The sequence below is a fragment of the Entomohabitans teleogrylli genome, from assembly GCF_001484765.1.
Taxonomy (GTDB): Bacteria; Pseudomonadota; Gammaproteobacteria; order Enterobacterales; family Enterobacteriaceae; genus Entomohabitans; species Entomohabitans teleogrylli.
In genome coordinates this window covers 255,449-273,090 of sequence record NZ_KQ947379.1, presented here as the reverse complement: position 1 = coordinate 273,090, position 17,642 = coordinate 255,449, and the positions used below count along the sequence as shown (strand labels likewise).

Here is a 17,642-nt window from a genome sequence, read left to right as displayed (position 1 = left end):
CAATGCCGCCTATGCCGGTGGTAACCACGCGACTCAGCGTGTTAATGCCCTGAAATCCTGATCGGGGCTTTTTCTTCCTTTATATACAGGTGCGTTATGGCCGATAACTCCACCCTCAATTTAATGCTGAAAATCCGCGCCGACCTCGCGGATGCCAGCCGTGCGCTGCAGGGACTGGCCGGAGATGTGGAAGATGTTGGCTCTGCAGCAACAACCAGCTCACAGAAACTCAGTACCACCGCCCGGGCGCAGGATAGTATCGCCGAATCAGCACGTAGCCACGCACAGGCAGAACAAAGTGCAGCGTCTGCTACAGAACAGGCAGGGTCAGTTGTCCATCAGGTTGCAACTGAGTACGCAGGTTACCAGGCCGCGCTGGCCCGGACCCGCGCTGAGATGGACGCCCTGCAGAGTGGCCTGGGAGGTACGAATGCCGATATCGAAGCCCAGCGAGCCGCTCTCTCCGCTCTGGTTAACCGGATTGATCCCGTTGTTGCCGCCTATGGTCGCCTAGATGAAATGAAGTCTCAGCTCAGTGCGTTCCGGGGAGCAGGTCTGGTTGATGATGATGACTTTGAACAGTACTCGACCAGACTTAATGATTTGCGTCAGCAGGTAGAGAAATCAGCCTGGGCCGCGACGGAGGCGGGTCGCAAAGAAGCCGCGGCGGCCCGTGAAGCCGCACAGGCTGAAGCACAGGCGGCAAAAACCAAAGAGCAATTCATCAGCCGGCTACGTGAGCAGGCTGAAACAATGAACCTGACGACCACAGAGCTGCTGCAGTATAAAGCCGCACAACTGGGTATCTCAGCGGAGGCTACGCCATTCATCCAGCGTATCACCGACCAGACCGCCGCGATGAGTAAAGGGGGAATAAGTGCTGGTCAGTATGCTCAGGCAATGCGATATCTACCGATGCAGATTACTGATGTGGTTACATCACTGGCCAGCGGTATGCCTGTCTGGCTGGTGGCCATCCAGCAAGGCGGGCAAATCAAGGACTCGTTTGGTGGCGTCAGTAACACCTTTAAGGCTCTGACGGGCATTATCACTCCGGCAAGAATCGCGATGGGCGGGCTGGCTGGTATTGTTGCTGCAGCGGGCATTGCGGCTGTTTCGGCGATGAATGACCTGGACGAGTTTAACCGCTCGATCCAGAAAACCGGCAACTATGCCGGTGTGACCTCCGGCGAACTGGAGCAGATGGCGCAGCAGGGCGGCCAGTTGCGCGGTAATTACAGCCAGGTACGCGATATCCTGAATGGTCTGGTCAGTAGCGGCAGGTTTACCGGCGAAACGCTGACCTCTGTGGCCCAGGCTGCGACGTTGATGGCAGAGCTGTCCGGCGACTCGGCTGATCAGGTTGTGTCAAACTTCCTGAAGATGAGCGACAGCGCAACCACGTGGGCCGCCAACACCAACCAGCAATATCATTTTCTGGATTTGGAGACCTACCAGCGTATTCAGAGTCTGGAGGACCAGGGGCGAAAAGAGGAAGCCATTGAGGTCGCCTCGCAGGCATTTAAAAAAGCCAGTGAAGAGCGTCTTCGGACAATGGAGCAACAGCTTAACCGTGTAGCAAGAGCATGGGGTAATGTCAAAGTAGCTGCTACCGGTGCCTGGGAGTCATTCAAAAGTAAAGCCAGTGGTGCACTTGGTCTGGATGCTCCAGCCAAAGAACTGGCCGATAAAATTAAAGTTTTAGAAGACAGGATCGCCGGTGCAGGTAGTGAAACTTTTATTGCAATGCAGCCTCGTGAATATCAGGAGTCAGTGAAGCAATATAAAGACGATCTGGCAGCACTTAAGGAATTGCAAGCCGCTGAGAAAAAAGAAGCTGCTGAAAAAGCCCAGCGGCAGAAAATTAATGATGATGCTATTGCTGCAACTGAGACGCTGAGGAAGGTCTGGGCCAATAACCGGACTGATATTGAGAAAGAATATTATGCGGTTAAAGACCTTCAAAAAACCTACCAGGCAATGTGGGCCACTGCTGACGGTCGAAAGGAGCTCCAAGACCGTGGCGTCACTTCCACCGACGGTGAAAATTTTTCCGGCGGTCAGTGGGATGCCGACACGAAAGCGCTGGATAAATCCGGTCAGAAGGCAGAGCAGTACAACAAACAGCTGCAGCAGACGCTGAACCAGAAAAAAGCCATCACCGAGCTGGACCGCGTCGAGGCTGAAATCCGCAACGGCACGCTCTCAAGTGCGACCAAAGCACAACAGGATGAAGCCCGGGCGCTGGCCAAAAAAATTGACGCGGCCAACGCGGCCAATAAGGCGACAAAAGAAGGACAGTCGCTGGCCAAGCAGCAGGAAACCTCGAATAAAAACTTCGTCAAACAGCTTGAGGATCAGGCCGCAAAACGCACTCAGGGTGCCGCAGCGACCCGCGCCCAGGAGATTGCCACCCGCAACCTGACCGCCGAACAACGTCGCCAGGCGGAAGCAGCCAACGCCGCCATCACCGCCCAGGAGTTTAAGGGGCAGAACCTCCAGCTGCAGCTGGAATACATGCGCGATACCGGCGACACCGCTGGCGCATCGATGCTAGAGCTGCAGAACCGCGTATCCGATCTGCGCCGCGAGTTTGAAGCCAGCGGTAACACCGAAGGTCTGAACTGGCTCGATAAGCTGCTGCCGGTCGCTGAAACCAAAATCCGCGTCGATGACCTTAAAAAGCAGCTCGACGACCTGTTCACCTGGCAGTCCCAGCAGGAAACCAGCATTCAGGCGCAGGTTCAGGGTGGCCTGCTTAATGAGATTCAGGGGCGGCAGCGCCTCGTCCAGCTTCACCAGGAAGTTGGCGACAAAATCAAGGGCTACCTCCCGCAGCTGAAAGAGATGGCCACCGCCCCCGGTGAAGCCGGTGACAAAATCCGGGAGATGATCCGCCAGCTCGAAGAAGAGCTCGGCAAGCTGAATCAGGCGGGGAATGAGCTGACTCAGGCATTCCGCGACGGTCTGCAGAGCGGTATCGAAAGCTCCCTGATGGGGCTGGCCAAAGGCACGATGAACCTGCGTGATGCGGTGAAGAACCTCGCTCTCACCATCATTAACAGCATGGCGCAGCTGGCGGCACAGCAGCTGGCGCAGATGGCCAATTCCAGCCTTATCGGGAGCAGCGGCGGTATCGGCGGTCTTCTTGGCAGTGTGTTTGCGGCTGATGGCGGTCAGGTTCGCGGCCCCGGCAGCACCACGTCCGACTCCATTCCGGCGATGCTCTCCGACCAGGAGTTTGTGACCCGCGCCGCTGTGGTTCAGCAGCCCGGTGCGCTGGACTTTCTGCACGCCTTCAACCGCCACGGTATGGACGCGGTCAGGGGCTGGCTGCCCCGCGTTCGCCATGCCACTGGTGGGCTGGCGGGCATCCCCGCGCAAAATATGCCGGTCCCAGCATCCGTGCCTGAAACCGCGATGGCCACGCCCGCCGCTGCGTCGCAGCAGCCCATCAGCCTGCAGCAGCAACTGGTGCTGGATCCGTCCGAGGTTTATACCGCCGGAGCACAGACGCTGGCTGGCCAGCGCCAGTTCACCACGTCGCTTAAGGCGCAGGTACCGACCCTGAAACAATGGCTGGGGCTGAATAAATGACGACGTTATTTCCCTGGCTGGCAGACCCCGACTGGTCCCGTGGCGTGACTGAGACGCTGGAGTGGAAAACCGATGTACTGCAGTCGCCCACCGGCGCTGAGCAGCGGATTTCCGGTCGACTTTCACCGCGCCGGACGTTTGAGTTCACGGCGATGCTGTATGACACCGCCCGCCAGCGCTTCGAACATATGCTCTGGCAGGGCTGTGCGGGTACCTGGGCCATGCCGGTTTATCCGGATGTTTATGCGTTGCCGGCAGCGGTGTCCAGTGGCGCGACCACGCTCTCCATTCCGACCGCCGGGCGTGACTTTACCGTCGGCGGAACAGCGTTGCTGAAAACCAATGAGTCCCCTGATGCAACCAGCCGGATGGCGACCATCGCCGGTATGACCGGGGATGCCCTGCAACTGGTCTCCCCGCTGACCGACAGTTGGCCTGCGGGCTCGCTGGTGTATCCGGTACGCCCGGCGGTGCTGACAGAGCCGCCGTCGCTGTCCCGTCTCACTGATACCGCGACGACCGCGCAGGTGCGTTTCCGCATCGCAGAGCACAATGCCTTCAGCGATGCTCTGGTGCTCACACAGTACCGTGGCCACCCGGTGCTTGAGTCCGAAACCGACTGGGGCGAGTCGGTCAGCGGGAGCTATCAGCCTCTGATCCGTGAACTCGATAATGGCAGCAGCGTGCCGCTCCGGATTGATACAGCAGGTCGTCCCTTCTGGCGGCAGACGCACAGCTGGTTCACCACCAACCGTCCGGCACAGACTTCCCTGCGCCAGCTTCTGTGGTACCTCCGTGGGCGTCAGCGCCCGATATGGGTGCCCGGGCAGACGCTGGACTTTTCCCCGGCATCCGCCATCAGCGGTAACGCTGTTGATGTTGTCGGGGCGGGCTTTGCCGAACTGGGTATCCGCCCAGGTCGCCGTGATATCTGCATTCTGCTGGCAGATGGAACCCGGCACTACCGCCGTATCACTGCTGTGAGCCTGGTCAGTGGTGCAGAGCGTCTTGTGCTTGATGGCGATGCCATTTCAGCAGGTCAGCACCAGATCGTGTCCATTTCCCTGATGACCCTGGCCCGCCAGGACGCCGACAGCGTGTCCTGGGAGCATGTGACCGACGCCGACGGCGTGGCCCGGGTTGCCACCACTTTTACCGGAGTACGTGATGAGCTGGAGTGAGTTTGAATATTCCGTCGCCGATGGTCAGCCGCTGACGCTGTATGAGTTCCGGCTGGGCGATAACCTGTTCTGGCGTTACAGCAACGCCGACAAAGATATCGACTTTGCCGGTCAGGTCTGGGAGGCACAGGCCATCAGCAACAGCGGCCTCAGTTCCGGCAGTGGTGACGGGATGGATATCACAGTTCCGGCCAGTAATCCGGTGGCGCTGCTGTTTCGTGCCACGCCGCCTTCGCTGACCGTCAGGGTGCGGGTCATGCGCTGGCACGCAACGGATACCTCCGGAGAGTTCCGCGTGGTCTGGATCGGGGAAATCAGCAGCGTCAAACGCGAGCAGATTGAATCCTGCAAGCTGATCACCATCAGCTTGGCCAGCACGTTTACACGGGTGGGCCTCCGGCTCACCTTTGGGCGTCAGTGCCCGTATGCGTTGTACGACCACAACTGCCGAGTTGATCCGCTCCGGTTCGCGGTCAGTGATGTGGTGGTCACCGCCCTCGCTGGCTCCTCCATTACCGCGAACCTGCCAGCCGGGCTGGCCAGCGACTGGTTTTCCGGTGGTTACATTGAGTTTGACCGCAACGGCTACACCGAGCGGCGCGGGCTGCGTGCTCAGGACGGTAGCACGCTGCATCTTTTTGGCGGCACAACCGGCCTGCAGGTCGGGCAGTCGGTCACGCTGTACCCGGGTTGCGACCGTACGATTGTTACCTGTGACAGCAAGTTTTCCAACCATCTCAACTACGGTGGCCAGCCGCATATGCCCGGTAAGTCTCCGTATACCATCATCAAACTGTTTTAGGAGGGATATGCCATGTGGTGGGCTGTAGCTAAATATGTGGCGATTCTGGTTGCATCGTATGTTCTCAACACGGCCTTAGCGCCCAAACAAAAAAACTCCACGCCGGAAGCGGCCACTGAGGATGACTGGAATATGCCCATGCCCGATGAGGGCACCCCGCAGTGCGTCTTCTTTGGTGACTGCTGGACGGCTGACTGGTTCGTCCTCGGGTACGGCAATTATCGCTATCAGGCCATCAAAAAATAACCGGAGGTGAACATGTTGATAACGATGGAGCATATTCGCGCCGGTGGTGGCTGTGCATGGGGGCTGCGGACCTTTTTTGCTCGCTATAACCTCGACCTGCAGGCATTCATTCGTGACGGCGGGATTGATTCAGACCAGTTGGCCGGAACCGGCGACGCGCTGGCGATTCAGATCGTCGAACTGGCGCAACAGACTAAGAAAGAAGCGGGAGCATAAATGGGCGGTAAAGGTTCAAAAAAAGTCACCGTTGGCTATCGCTACTCCTGGGATGTACAGGCGGGGCTGGGGCGCGGTCCGGTTAACGAAATTGTGTCGATCATGGCCGATAAAAAGACGGTCTTTGCCGGTACGCCGGGGCAGATTTCATCCAGCACCTCGGTGTACATCGACAAACCCGGTCTGTTCGGCGGCGATGATACCGGTGGTGAGGGTGGCATACAGGGTCAACTGGATATCATGATGGGCGAACCGGATCAGGTCCCACCGGCATCGCTCCTGAAGTTGCTGACGGGACTGGTGCCGGGATTTCGTGGCGTGGTGACCACCTTCTTCAGTGGTCTGGTCAGTTGCTACAGCGCCAGCCCCAAACCGTGGTTATACCGGGTTCGCCGTACAACAAAAGGCTGGGACGGTGATGTCTGGTACCCTGAGAAAGCCACCATCATTCTGGAGAACAGCGAAGCGCAGCTTGATGATGAAGCTGATCTCCTTTCGGAGCAGCTCGCCAACCTCCGGGCCATTCATGCCATGAACCCGGCCCACATCCTTGTGGAATGTGCCACTAACCGCGACTGGGGACGTCAGCTGACGCTTGCCGATGACCTGAACCTCGACAGTTATCGCGCCGCTGCTGATACGTTGTATGAAGAAGGCTTTGGCCTGTGTTTCCGCTATAACCGCCAGGACGGGCTGGATACGTTCGTTCAGCAGGTACTCGATCATGTCGGCGCGGTGCAGTATGCCGACCTCGAAACCGGCAAGCTGACCCTGAAGCTGCTGCGCGGGGATTACCGTGTCGATGACCTGCCGGTTTTCACCTACGACAACGGCGTTATCGCCGTTCAGGATGACGACAGCGCCAGCACCACGTCGAACCCGAATGAGATTGTCGTGACCTGGAATGACCCCGTTACAAATGCCGATGGTGAAGTCCGGGCGCAGAACCTCGGGGCGATACAGAATACCGGACTCAACAGCAGTTCGGTCGAGTACAAAGCGATCCCCACACATTCACTTGCCGCCCGCGTAGCCCAGCGAGACCTGGAGACGGCCCAGTCTGAGCTGACCCGTCTGGTCATCCAGTTCGACCGGCGCGGCGGAATTCTGCGCCCGGGTGATGTTTTCCGCATCCAGTTGCCTGACCGTAACATCGACAATATGGTGCTGCGCGTGGGAAAAATAGAGGAAGGTGATACCGGTGTCCTGACGCTGACTGTGGTTCAGGATGTTTTTGGCCTCCCATCCACCTCTTACAGCTCCGGACAACAGGACAGTGGCTGGACACCGCCGGATAAATCCGCCCGACCTGTCACCATCCAGCGGCTGATTGAGCTGCCTTATGCTGTTCTGGCCGGGACCGTCAGCGAGGCTGAGCTGAACTATCTGAAACCTGAATCCGGCTATCCTGGCGTGATGGCCATAGCACCAACCTCACTCAGCATCAACTATCTGCTGCAGACCCGCGCAGCGGGAGCGACATTCGCCGACCGTGGCCTGGGTGACTGGACACCATCAGGAACGCTGACGGCTCCAGTCGGGCGACTCGATACCATCCTGCATGTCAGCATGGCCATCTTCCCGACCGTTGGTGAAGGTCTGATGATTAATGATGAAATCATGCGTGTTGACGCGGTCGACATTCCTGCAGGCACTCTCACCGTCGGGCGTGGTTGCATGGACTCCCTGCCGTCAGGGCACTTTGCAGGGGACCGCTGCTGGGCGTATCAGGATGCGCTGGACTCGGACGGGCTGGAATACCTGTCCGGTGAAACGGTGGAGGCACGTTTGCTTACCCGGACCAGCACGGAGACGCTGGCAGAATCAGCCGCCCCGGTGGCCACGCTGACCATGTCCGGGCGTCAGGCCAGACCGTATCTGCCTGGGAATATCCGTGTGAATGGCGTCCTGTATCCCGATGTGGCGGCCAGCGCAGATAACTTTACTCTGGCATTTTCTCATCGTGATCGCCTGCTGCAGGCCGACCGCCTGATTGACTGTACCGAAAACAGCATCGGCCCCGAACCCGGTACAGAGTATGTGGTGAAACTTATTGCTCAGAGCACCGGGAGCGAGGTCTGGTCGTTGTCCGCCAGTGACGTCAGCATCCCGATCCCCTATGTCACCGGCGGTGATGATGTACATACCCTGACGCTGCAGAGTAAACGCGATGGTCTGATGTCGCTTTATACATTCCAGGCAGAGCTGCCAGCAGGTCGTTACAAGCCGTTCCCGATAAGCATCACCTTGTCCCTGACCATTGTCGATGGTAACGACTGGGCCACGACAACGCCGGAAGATACCTCTTCCGGTGCAGTGCCGGAGCTGCACGCCATTGCTGATGCTGCCGGAGTCACGGCCTGGTATCCACCCGACCTGCTGGCCAGCGGCCTGTCCATTCCTGCCGATAATATTGAATGGCCAGCCGGAACCTGGCCGACGTCGCCGTGGTCTTTCGGTACCCATGCGGTGCTGGTCATCGTGCAGTGGACTGAAACCAGCGGACCACTGACCGTGCTGGCGCTGGAAGGCGATGCTTCTGCGCTGTTGCTGGGTTCCTCTGCAGGTTCGGCAGTGGCTGTTGAATGGAACGCAGGTATTTATCTCGCAGAAATGGATATCACTATTTTCACGACAGACGGTCCCGTTCTGAACGAGGGCATAATCTACCTGGAACTGGCAGAAAGGAGTACATGATATGGATAAACCCTATTATTATGGACAAGGTAAAGTGTATCTGTCGTTACGGAGTGAAAAAGATATTGCTCTGGACTGGAAATGGATTGGTGATGTGTCAGAACTGGCCGTTACACTTAACTTTGATGAACAGAAAACTAAAATATCCCGTGGTGGAGTACTTTATACCGGCGAAAAGATAAAAACCGGACATAATGGAACGGTTTCGGCAAAATGGTTTAATTTTTCAGATGATAACCTTTCCACATTGCTGGATAGCAACTTAAGTACACAATTACCTGATATTGTCAGTAATTATACATTTCCGTCAGGGATTACTGCTGGTTGTAGGGTTTGTTTGCCACATCAACGTGTCTGGAGTGTTGATATTCCGGGGATGACACAGGATACAGATTACATTGTTGACAGACATTGGGGGGCGATTGTGTTCAACAGAACGCCAACTCTCCAACCTCTCAAAGTCAGTTATGAGCATGCCCGAAAGACGGTTATCCCTCTGGCCATGAATAACAAAAAAGAATTTTCTTTGCGTTATGAAGGCATTAATCTTGCAGAGAAAAATAGCTATGTACTACTCGAACTATATCGGATTGCATACGAACCCATATCAGGATGGTCTCTTATTAATGATGGAAGCACGTTAAATAACATTGAGACCAAAGCGGAATTATTGATTGATCCGAGGAAGTTTCACGATCCGTTTTTTGGCCCTTTTGGTCAGGTTTCTATGTTTGAGGGATTAAGCGGCATTACACACAATGGCTCAATCCAATATGACGGTAAATATACACATCGAGGTTAATCAGATGTCCACGCTTAATGATGAAAATATCTGGGTTGAGGAGATTTATCAACTGGAAGAGGATACCCCCGTATTAGGCGGTCCAGGAGGACCGGATAATCGCCAGGCTCAGCAACTCGCTAACCGAACCCGGTATCTTAAAAACCTCATTACCGGCCTCCCAGATTTTCGGGAGTTCACTTTTTATAAATCTGTTAACGATCCAGATGGAACCATTGCTGGTCTGGCTGCAACCCCCGAGGGGCAATTATTTCGGGTAGCTCTTGGTGCTGGTACTGAACCCGCATTTATCTATTACAGGAATGACTCCGGTGTAGCCATAGCTGTGGCATATCTGGCATCTCAGCGATCCGTTGATCTGATTCATTCTCTCATTCGTGGATATTCAAATGAAGAAACTATTTACGAGAAGCTGACTGATGAGGAAGGGGGTTTATTACGACAGTATTCAGATAAAGAAATTTTTGACCTACACCATCGCATACGTTCAAATCCGTCTGAAACTGTTCTAGGGGGAGATGAGGAAGGTGGCGCACTTATCAGAGCCAATGGGGAAACGGTTGATATTGGCCCCCTGAGATTACGTTATTCCACGTTACCAGGATTGCGCGTTATTGACGACGAAGGTGGTATTTTACGTGACCTGTCTGATCCAGGTGATGCCCCAGGTCCATCAGAAGTGCGTTCGGTGCTGGATGGTGGTGTTTATTTTGGTTCACGAACTCTCGCGGCATTTTCCGGTGAAAAACAGGTTATTCATATTCCCTCCGTTCTCAGCGAACGGCTGGCGGGTCGTGACGTGCTGGCAACCATCTCCTCCTCCACCACACCGGCACAGGCATCCGGCAGGAACACGCTGGAGGTCATCCCCAGTGATTACGGCTCCGCTGCAGTCCTCAATTTTCGTACCGATGCATCGGTGAGTGATCGCCGGGGAGCCTCAGTCAAAATGGTTTCGGTACCAGATGCCAGTGTGGCAACCACCATCAAAATCCTGATGATTGGTGACAGCATTGGCAATCGGCAGGGGCCGCAACTGATTTCTCAGTTTCTGAGTACTCACGGGTATACAGCGCAGTTTATTGGCACGCTAAACACCTCTGCCAGCGCCAGTACAGCAAATGATGCCACCGGCGCAATGGCAGAATGCAGGGAGGGTTGGGAGTCGGGAGATTTTACGGGTGCAATAACTGACCGTATCAGCATTATCCGACCCGGAGATGAAGCGATGTACATGGCGCAGGATAAAACAACCAAATGGCCACAGAACCCATTTTTACGGGTTTCAATTGAGTCAGACAGTACCGATATTATCCGCAATGGGTGGGTAATGGATTTTGCGTTCTATCAGGAGCGTTTTTCGCTGGAAACACCTGATGTTGTCATTTACGGCGCAGGCACTAATGACGTCCGTGACCGGACGGTTGAAACAATCTACAGCGACGTTCTGAATAACGAACTGTTACTGATGCGACAACTGAGGGCTGCGTGGCCATCAGCCAGAGTTATCCGCATGTTGCCAGGGACGTCTATGGATGCTGAGCGCAATGAACTGTGGTCGACAAAATATGTTCCGGTTTTACGTGCAATGAATGCAGCAGCGAGAGTACTGACTGACGGCAGGCAGTCCATCGTACCTACCTGGGCGCTAGTGAATCATGACAACGGTTACAGCACATCGTATTCCAACATCGATGCTGAGACCGGTTTTGGGGTGCTTAATTGGGGGGATAATGTCCATCCCATTGGGGCTAGTCGACACCTTCTCTATAAATCACTTGCGCCGTATGTCGCAGCCTCTTACCTGAATTTACTCTGAGGAAAATATAATGGGCGTTGAATTAATTTCTGTAGGAAGCCAGGCTCCGTGGTACACAAAAGTATCCCCCCCGGTCATCCGTGGACTGGAGGGGTGGTTCTGTTTTGACACTGATATTGCTCGCGCTGGATTCAACCGTGCACCAGGTAAAAGTGATGCAACACTTATCGGGTCACCGACAGTTTCAGATAATCACATACGTCTAAAAGGGCTTACAAATTACCTGACCACGGACATAATTGAGTCTTCAGATATGACTGTTCTGATTATATCCAGAGCAGTATCTGTCCCTGATGGCTCGCCTGCAGTGCCAGGCGAGAGCACTCCAATGCATTTTGGTACTTATTCAGGAACAGCGGCAATTTCAGGCTACACAACCAGTTATGGTGTTAGCATTTACAATCAATATCCTGACAGAACACTAGCTGCCGGAACCAGAGATGATGGTACTGGTTCAAATGTTACCAGCGCGACAGCGTCTCATATAGAGGCGATTAATGACTGGGGTCTGCGCGTATTACGTACTGGTAATAACGTATCAACGGATTACATTAACCTGACAACCAATAGCAAGGCATCGACAACAAATACCAATATTCGTGTCCCTACCACCCAAACATTGCGCATCGGGAGCGGTTACGTGGGTTTTGCTGGTACAGTCGATGTGTCACAATTAATTGTCTACAGCGTGGTACTTACGGACGCGGAAATTAGTCAGATTGCAGCGCTAATGCGGACCAGAGCAGCCAGGTTAGGTATATCTATCTGATTTTCAGATAATGCAATTTTTTTTCACTATTCATAAATGATAGCGCCGCGATTTATCGCGCTGAGACACTACGATTTATCGCGCTCCGCATCAGCGGGGTGCGGATCGGTTTTTTAGCGATGATCTGCCGGGTACCGTACAGATAATTGCTCATTACGATATGAATGCCTTTGTCGCGCAGCTTTTGTTGTTTCTGCTTAAACCAGTCGCTGTCGTAAATGGCGAACAGCTTTTGCGGATCGTCGGTGAGGTAGGGGCCAAACAGGATCCCGAGGTCGGCGTCATAGTCGGTAAGAAAGCCGACGTCGCTGATGGTGATAATGTTCATGCCCATCAGCGCCTGTTCGGTGACATCCTGTTTCGAGCCGAGCTGTGAACTGGGATAAAGTTCAAACAGGATCTCGCCGTTACTGCGCTGCTTAATCAGATCGGCCCAGTAGTGCATTACTTTATCGGCCGGCTCTCCCGGGTTACTTTCATAAGCGACCTTAATCGCAATCGGTTTTGCGCTGCTCAGCGCGGAGAAACCACACATTACAACCAGCAGAAACAGGGTCAGTAATTTTTTCATTATTGTTACCTGTGATGTCATTAGGGTTCACAAACCAGCGGCGATCAGGCGTCGCAGCCGCGGCTGGCGGAATAGTCAAACGCTTTATAGGTCAGCACAAACTCCCGATGTCCCAGGCGTTCGGCGGCGCATGGCTGGCCGCTGCACACCTGCTCAATGGTGTTAATGATCTCCTTGCCGATGTCGTCGAGAGAGGCGTTATCGCTGATGATGCGTCCGGCGTTAACGTCCATGTCATCCTGCAGGTTGAGCTAGGTCCGGGGGTTATTACAGACCTTGACGATCGGCGCGATCACTGAGCCGATCACCGAGCCGCGTCCGGTGGTAAACAGCACCAGGTGGCAGCCGGTGGCGATAAGCTCCATCGCCTCGGAAGAGTCATTAATATTCGGGTAGCCGAAGCGCGGTTCGCCGTCAGGGACCACATCCATTAGCCACAGCCCGGGATGGGGCGGATATTCGCAGGGCAGCAGTACGCCGCTGATCGGGCTGTCGCCGGATTTCGCGTAGGCGCCGAGAGATTTTTCCTCCTGGGTGGTTAACCCGCCGACGGCATTGCCGTTGGAAAAGCTCCCCAGCCCCATGGTGGCGTAATAGCGCTGTGCTTTTTTCATGGCGGCGTCAATAGCGTCACGGGCGGCGGGGGTAGCGGCCCGCGCCAGCATATGTGGTTCACACCCTAACAGTTCGCCGCTCTCTTCAAACAGGCAGGTGGCGCCGCGGGCCAGTAGCCAGTCAAACGCGCGCCCCACCGCCGGATTGCCGGTGATGCCGCTGGTGCCGTCAGAGCCGCCGCAAATGGTGCCAATCACCAGATCGCTCCACGCCAGCGGGCAGCGTGGGACACGGCGGATGGGTTCCAGCATCGACTCCACCAGCTGCTGGCCGCGGCGGATGGTTTCCGCCGTGCCGCGGTTTTCCTGAATCACCAGCGAGTGACACGGGCGGCCGCTGGCGCGGATCTCCTGTTCAAGGCGCTCCCGGTCAAAATTTTCACAGCCCAGCGAGATCAACAAGGCGCCGCCGACGTTGCTGTGGGTGGCGAGATTGCGCACCAGCCGGTAACCGTAGTCGCTCGGGTAACAGCCGGAAAACCCGAAGTACTGGACTTCATGGTGAGAGAAGGATTCCGCTATCGCTTTCGCGACATGGCTGGCGCACTCCACCAGAAAGATCACCTGCAAGGTATTGCGGATCCCCGTCCGGCCGTCCTGGCGCAAATAGCCCTGCATCATGGCGCCTCCTGATCGGGCTGATAGCCCGCGTTGTGATGGTGAAAAATAGCGATAGCGTCGCTGTGCAGGTTGTGGGTATGAATATGCTCTCCGGCCTGAATATCCCGGGTGGCGGAGCCGATGGCTGCGCCATATTTAATGACCTTAGCGCCGCGCTGGATGGCGACGCAGGCCAGCTTATGACCCAGGCTCACCGCCTGAGCGCTGAGGGTTTCGCCGCTGTCCCAGTACACCGTGTCTCCCCGGGCGATATCGCACAGGGCCACGATGCAGTTGTCAGCGGGATGCAGTAACAGGGCGCGTTTTTTCATCATCGACCTCCGGGGTTAAAAACCGATCAGTGCGCCGCCGTCGACCACCAGCACCTGGCCGCTGATAAACGACGCCGCGTCCGAGGCCAGATACACCGAGGCCCAGCCGATGTCTTCCGGCTTGCCGAAACACTTCATCGGCGTGCGGCCAAGGATTTTGTTGCGCCGTTCATCGTCGCCCTCAATGGCCTTGCGCAGCATCGGGGTGTCGATCCAGCCGGGGGCGATACCGTTGACCCGGATACCGGCGCCGGCCAGTTCGGTTGTCATGCCGCGAATCAGGCCCAGATAGGCCGATTTTGCCGCCGCGTAACCGCTGACCAGCGGCTGGCCGAGGAAAGAGGTCATCGACGCGGTGAACAGCACGCAGCCGCTGCCGCGTTGTTTCATATGGGGAACCAGCGCTTTGGTCAGGGCAAAGGCGCCGACCACGTGGACATCCAGCACCGCGCTGAATTCGTCGACGCTCATCTCCTCAATGGGTTTTTTACAGTGGTTGCCGGCGTTGTTGACCAGAATGTCTATCTGCCCGAAGCGCTCCACCAGCACCTGGACAATTTCCGGCAGTATATCGATCTGGCTGACATCCATTGGCACCCAGTAAGCCTGTTCTCCCAGGCTGGCGGCGGCGTCCTGGGCTTTGACTGAATCCCGGTCGGCGATAATCACCTGTGCGCCGCTGGCGATCATACAGTGGGCCATGGCGTAACCCAGGCCGCTGGCGGCGCCGGTGATCAGCGCGGTTTTGCCGCGTAGCGAGAAAGGCAGAGTGTTTTCCATGACAGTGCTCCTTAAGCGTTTGTAAATTACAGGTCGATGAGGATCTTGGTAAAAGCGCCCGGATCGGCGGCCCAGTCGCGGAACGCTTTGTCGGCCTGATCGAGCGGGTAATGGGCGCTGACGATGGCGCTGGTGGGGTAACGCTGTTGTTCCATCAGCGCCAGTACGGCGCGGAAATCCGCCGCGGTGGCGTTACGCGAACCGCGAATATCCAGCTCTTTCATCAGAAAATGCGCGCTCTGGTAGCTGACCGGCTGTTTGGCGTAACCGACGTACACCACTCTGCCGGCAAAGGCCACCAGGTCTACCGCCTGTTCGATGGTTTTCTGATTGCCGACGGCTTCAATCACCACCGACGGGCCACGCCCGGCGTTGAGCTGCGCGGCCGCTGCGGCGATATCATCGCGCTGGCCGTTGATGAATGTTTGCGCGCCGCAGGCCTGAGCCACGGCGGCTTTGCGATCGTCAATATCCACGGCGACGACCCGGGCGCCCATCGCGGCGGCGGCGGAGATAGCCCCAAGGCCGATCACCCCGCAGCCAATTACCATGATCCATTCGCCTGGCTCCGGTGCGGCGCGGCGTGCGGCATGCAGCCCCACCGCCAACGGTTCCACCAGCGCCAGCGCGTCGTTGGTCAGGCTGTTGCACACCAGCACTTTATGGGCCGGCATCACCAGTTGTTCCGCCATTCCGCCCTGGCGTTGAACGCCGAGGGTTTGGTTGTTTTTGCAGGCGTTGGGTCGCCCGCTGAGGCAGGCGCTGCAAACCCCGCATTCGGTGCAGGGCAGCACCACAACGCGATCGCCGGGTCGGGCGCTGGTCACCTGAGAACCGACCTTCAGGACAGTGCCGCCGATTTCGTGACCGGGAATACACGGGTATTTCACCAGCGGATTCAGCCCGCGCCAGGTGTTGAGATCGGAGCCGCACAGCCCGACGCGCTCGACGCGGATCAGGACATCGCCATCGCCACACTGCGGCGGCGCAATATCAATAAAGCGGGCATGGCTACCGGGTTCTATCGCTAACGCTTTCATGGGACACTCCTTACATCACGCCAAAGGTTTCAAAGGCTTCCACGGTGCTCATGCCGTTTTTAATCGCGTTACGCACGCTGCTTTCGGTGGTGACTTTATCCAGCGCCTTGCCGATCACTTCCTGCTCGACCTGCTGCGGCACGATCAGCAAACCGTCGCGATCCCCGTAAACAATGTCCCCGGGATTTACCCGTACGCCGTGGAATTCAATCGGCACCCGAAAATCAATGACCTTGCCGCGCGGCCCCTGATCCTGGGCGTAGGTGCCCAGGCAGAAAGCCGGGAAATTCATCCCGAGGATTTCCGCGGAGTCGCGCACAAAACCGTCGAGTACCGCGCCGGCGGCGCCCAGATGCCGGGCGCGGGTGGACATCAACCCGCCCCACAGGGCGTAGCGCGGGGCGCTGCCGGTGGTGATGTACACCTCATCCGGGCGCAGGGAGTCCAGCGCTTCGAACATGATGCCGAAAGGTTTTTTTCCGATAGCGCTGTAACCGGAACTGGATTCGCATTCATAGACATCCGCCTCAAGAACCGGCATGGCGCGCCCGGCCAGCACCATATCCGGCGCCAGCGGCTTGATGGCGGGAGAGACAAACTGATGCAGGTATCCCATGGTATCGAGGATATCGCCAACCACTGCCGTGAACAGACGGGTGCGCATCAGCACGAACAGCTCCCTGTCGTTAGCCCACATAAATTTCTCCTTAAGCTGTTAACCTGTTTAACAGGTTGATAGGCTAATCGGCACAGCGTATCATTAATGTGCACAGGGTCACGAAACGATCATTTTTTGCGCCGTGACGCAGGGGCGGCGATCGGGGAAGATCGACCGGCAAAAACACCGTTATCTATCAGGAAGGGAAATGAATCAGTTAGCACCGCTGGAAACCATCACGCTCTCCGCGCAGGTGAAAGAGTACATTCTGGACTTTATTGCCAGCGAAAAACTGACGCCGGGTATGGCGGTTCCCAGTGAAATGCAGATCAGCCAGCAGCTCGGCGTCAGCCGCGGAATTATTCGTGAGGCTTATCGTTCCCTGGCGGCGCTGGGGGTACTGGAGATCAAAAGCGGTAAAGTACCGCGCGTAAAATCTTTCGATGCCAGCGTACTGCAGGTGGTATTTGGTTTTGCGCTTTCCACCGAGCAGGTGACCGCCACCCAGATTCTTTCGGTGCGCCGCTGGCTGGAGCTGGGGGTGGTGGAGGCGGCGGTGCGTAACGGCAGTGAGGAGGATTTTGCCCGGCTACGCCACGAAATGGCGCAGATCCGCCATCACTTCGCCGAACCGCGCCATTTTGTCGAGCATGACATGCGTTTTCATATTTTGCTGGCGCGGGCCAGCGGCAATCCGGTGTTTGTTATCCTGCTCCAGGCGCTGCACAGCCAACTGCGCCAGTCGATCAGCGAAGGACTGGCGGCTCAGAGTACAGCGTTTGAGTATGAAAAACGGATCCTTGAACTACACCAGCGCATCTGCGACGCCGTTTGCCAGCGCGATAGCGCGGCGGCCACGGCGGCGATGCAGGAACACTTTGATGTGCCGGTCAGCGCGCTGGTGGCGGCGAAATAGCG

At 56.5% G+C, this 17,642-nt stretch carries 14 protein-coding genes and 2 pseudogenes; 10 read left to right on the top strand and 6 right to left on the bottom strand.

The genetic code is table 11. From position 1 onward, the window contains the following. Positions 1-96 precede the first annotated feature (96 nt). The 9 genes from AQ981_RS08540 to AQ981_RS27610 are packed head-to-tail and all read left to right on the top strand — an operon-like array spanning position 97 to position 12,129. Positions 97-3,597 carry a phage tail length tape measure family protein gene (locus AQ981_RS08540; RefSeq protein WP_058911323.1) on the top strand — a complete coding sequence of 1,167 codons (3,501 nt, stop codon included), beginning with the start codon at positions 97-99 and terminating at the stop codon, positions 3,595-3,597. Then, on the top strand, positions 3,594-4,778 hold the full coding sequence (locus tag AQ981_RS08535; protein WP_058911322.1) for a hypothetical protein: 1,185 nt from the start codon (positions 3,594-3,596) through the stop codon (positions 4,776-4,778). The genes AQ981_RS08540 and AQ981_RS08535 overlap by 4 nt, the downstream gene beginning before the upstream one ends. Then, a complete protein-coding gene (locus tag AQ981_RS08530; protein WP_058911321.1) occupies positions 4,765-5,580 on the top strand; it encodes a phage BR0599 family protein in 816 nt (271 codons plus the stop codon). Before AQ981_RS08535 ends, AQ981_RS08530 begins: the two co-directional genes overlap by 14 nt. Before the next feature lie 12 nt (positions 5,581-5,592). Then, positions 5,593-5,826, top strand: coding sequence for a hypothetical protein (locus tag AQ981_RS08525; RefSeq protein ID WP_058911320.1), 234 nt, complete (start codon positions 5,593-5,595; stop codon positions 5,824-5,826). A gap of 12 nt (positions 5,827-5,838) precedes the next feature. After that, positions 5,839-6,042: a hypothetical protein gene (locus AQ981_RS08520; protein WP_058911319.1), complete on the top strand. Its 204-nt coding sequence runs from the start codon at positions 5,839-5,841 to the stop codon at positions 6,040-6,042. Next, on the top strand, positions 6,043-8,739 hold the full coding sequence (locus AQ981_RS08515) for a phage tail protein (protein ID WP_058911318.1): 2,697 nt from the start codon (positions 6,043-6,045) through the stop codon (positions 8,737-8,739). Between the two features lies 1 nt (position 8,740). Continuing rightward, positions 8,741-9,541: a phage tail tube protein gene (locus AQ981_RS08510; protein WP_058911317.1), complete on the top strand. Its 801-nt coding sequence runs from the start codon at positions 8,741-8,743 to the stop codon at positions 9,539-9,541. A 4-nt stretch (positions 9,542-9,545) separates the two neighbouring features. Further along, positions 9,546-11,360 (top strand): SGNH/GDSL hydrolase family protein, encoded by a 1,815-nt coding sequence (locus AQ981_RS08505; protein ID WP_154675919.1) that lies wholly within the window; start codon positions 9,546-9,548, stop codon positions 11,358-11,360. Between the two features lie 10 nt (positions 11,361-11,370). Then, positions 11,371-12,129 carry a hypothetical protein gene (locus AQ981_RS27610; protein ID WP_154675918.1) on the top strand — a complete coding sequence of 253 codons (759 nt, stop codon included), beginning with the start codon at positions 11,371-11,373 and terminating at the stop codon, positions 12,127-12,129. Between the two features lie 97 nt (positions 12,130-12,226). On the opposite strand, the pseudogene dctP reads toward AQ981_RS27610, so the two are convergent. The 6 genes and pseudogenes from dctP to AQ981_RS08475 all read right to left on the bottom strand — a co-directional run. Next, positions 12,227-12,700 (bottom strand): annotated as a pseudogene (gene dctP / locus AQ981_RS08500) (TRAP transporter substrate-binding protein DctP); the annotation flags it as partial. Between the two features lie 44 nt (positions 12,701-12,744). Next, a pseudogene (locus AQ981_RS08495) lies at positions 12,745-13,932 on the bottom strand (UxaA family hydrolase). Then, entirely contained in the window at positions 13,932-14,249 is a 318-nt protein-coding gene (locus AQ981_RS08490) for a UxaA family hydrolase (RefSeq protein ID WP_249226289.1), read from the bottom strand. Before AQ981_RS08490 ends, AQ981_RS08495 begins: the two are co-directional and overlap by 1 nt. A gap of 12 nt (positions 14,250-14,261) precedes the next feature. Beyond that, on the bottom strand, positions 14,262-15,026 hold the full coding sequence (locus tag AQ981_RS08485) for an SDR family NAD(P)-dependent oxidoreductase (protein WP_058911314.1): 765 nt from the start codon (positions 15,024-15,026) through the stop codon (positions 14,262-14,264). 26 nt (positions 15,027-15,052) lie between these two features. Further along, entirely contained in the window at positions 15,053-16,066 is a 1,014-nt protein-coding gene (locus AQ981_RS08480; RefSeq protein WP_058911313.1) for a zinc-binding alcohol dehydrogenase family protein, read from the bottom strand. A 10-nt stretch (positions 16,067-16,076) separates the two neighbouring features. Further along, on the bottom strand, positions 16,077-16,763 hold the full coding sequence (locus tag AQ981_RS08475) for an RraA family protein (RefSeq protein ID WP_058911312.1): 687 nt from the start codon (positions 16,761-16,763) through the stop codon (positions 16,077-16,079). 169 nt (positions 16,764-16,932) lie between these two features. Here AQ981_RS08475 and AQ981_RS08470 point away from each other — a divergent pair, with 169 nt between their 5' ends. Further along, complete coding sequence (locus tag AQ981_RS08470) at positions 16,933-17,640, top strand: FadR/GntR family transcriptional regulator (protein ID WP_058911311.1); 708 nt, start codon at positions 16,933-16,935, stop codon at positions 17,638-17,640. The last annotated feature ends 2 nt before the right edge of the window (positions 17,641-17,642 follow it).

Bases quoted from the DNA above. Each gene is read 5' to 3' on its own strand.
- AQ981_RS08480 (WP_058911313.1), bottom strand. From the start codon at position 16,066: ATGAAAGCGTTAGCGATAGAACCCGGTAGCCATGCCCGCTTTATTGAT.
- AQ981_RS08470 (WP_058911311.1), top strand. From the start codon at position 16,933: ATGAATCAGTTAGCACCGCTGGAAACCATCACGCTCTCCGCGCAGGTG.
- AQ981_RS08490 (WP_249226289.1), bottom strand. From the start codon at position 14,249: ATGATGAAAAAACGCGCCCTGTTACTGCATCCCGCTGACAACTGCATC.
- AQ981_RS08475 (WP_058911312.1), bottom strand. From the start codon at position 16,763: ATGTGGGCTAACGACAGGGAGCTGTTCGTGCTGATGCGCACCCGTCTG.
- AQ981_RS08510 (WP_058911317.1), top strand. From the start codon at position 8,741: ATGGATAAACCCTATTATTATGGACAAGGTAAAGTGTATCTGTCGTTA.
- AQ981_RS08530 (WP_058911321.1), top strand. From the start codon at position 4,765: ATGAGCTGGAGTGAGTTTGAATATTCCGTCGCCGATGGTCAGCCGCTG.
- AQ981_RS27610 (WP_154675918.1), top strand. From the start codon at position 11,371: ATGGGCGTTGAATTAATTTCTGTAGGAAGCCAGGCTCCGTGGTACACA.
- AQ981_RS08505 (WP_154675919.1), top strand. From the start codon at position 9,546: ATGTCCACGCTTAATGATGAAAATATCTGGGTTGAGGAGATTTATCAA.
- AQ981_RS08535 (WP_058911322.1), top strand. From the start codon at position 3,594: ATGACGACGTTATTTCCCTGGCTGGCAGACCCCGACTGGTCCCGTGGC.
- AQ981_RS08520 (WP_058911319.1), top strand. From the start codon at position 5,839: ATGTTGATAACGATGGAGCATATTCGCGCCGGTGGTGGCTGTGCATGG.
- AQ981_RS08485 (WP_058911314.1), bottom strand. From the start codon at position 15,026: ATGGAAAACACTCTGCCTTTCTCGCTACGCGGCAAAACCGCGCTGATC.
- AQ981_RS08515 (WP_058911318.1), top strand. From the start codon at position 6,043: ATGGGCGGTAAAGGTTCAAAAAAAGTCACCGTTGGCTATCGCTACTCC.
- AQ981_RS08540 (WP_058911323.1), top strand. From the start codon at position 97: ATGGCCGATAACTCCACCCTCAATTTAATGCTGAAAATCCGCGCCGAC.
- AQ981_RS08525 (WP_058911320.1), top strand. From the start codon at position 5,593: ATGTGGTGGGCTGTAGCTAAATATGTGGCGATTCTGGTTGCATCGTAT.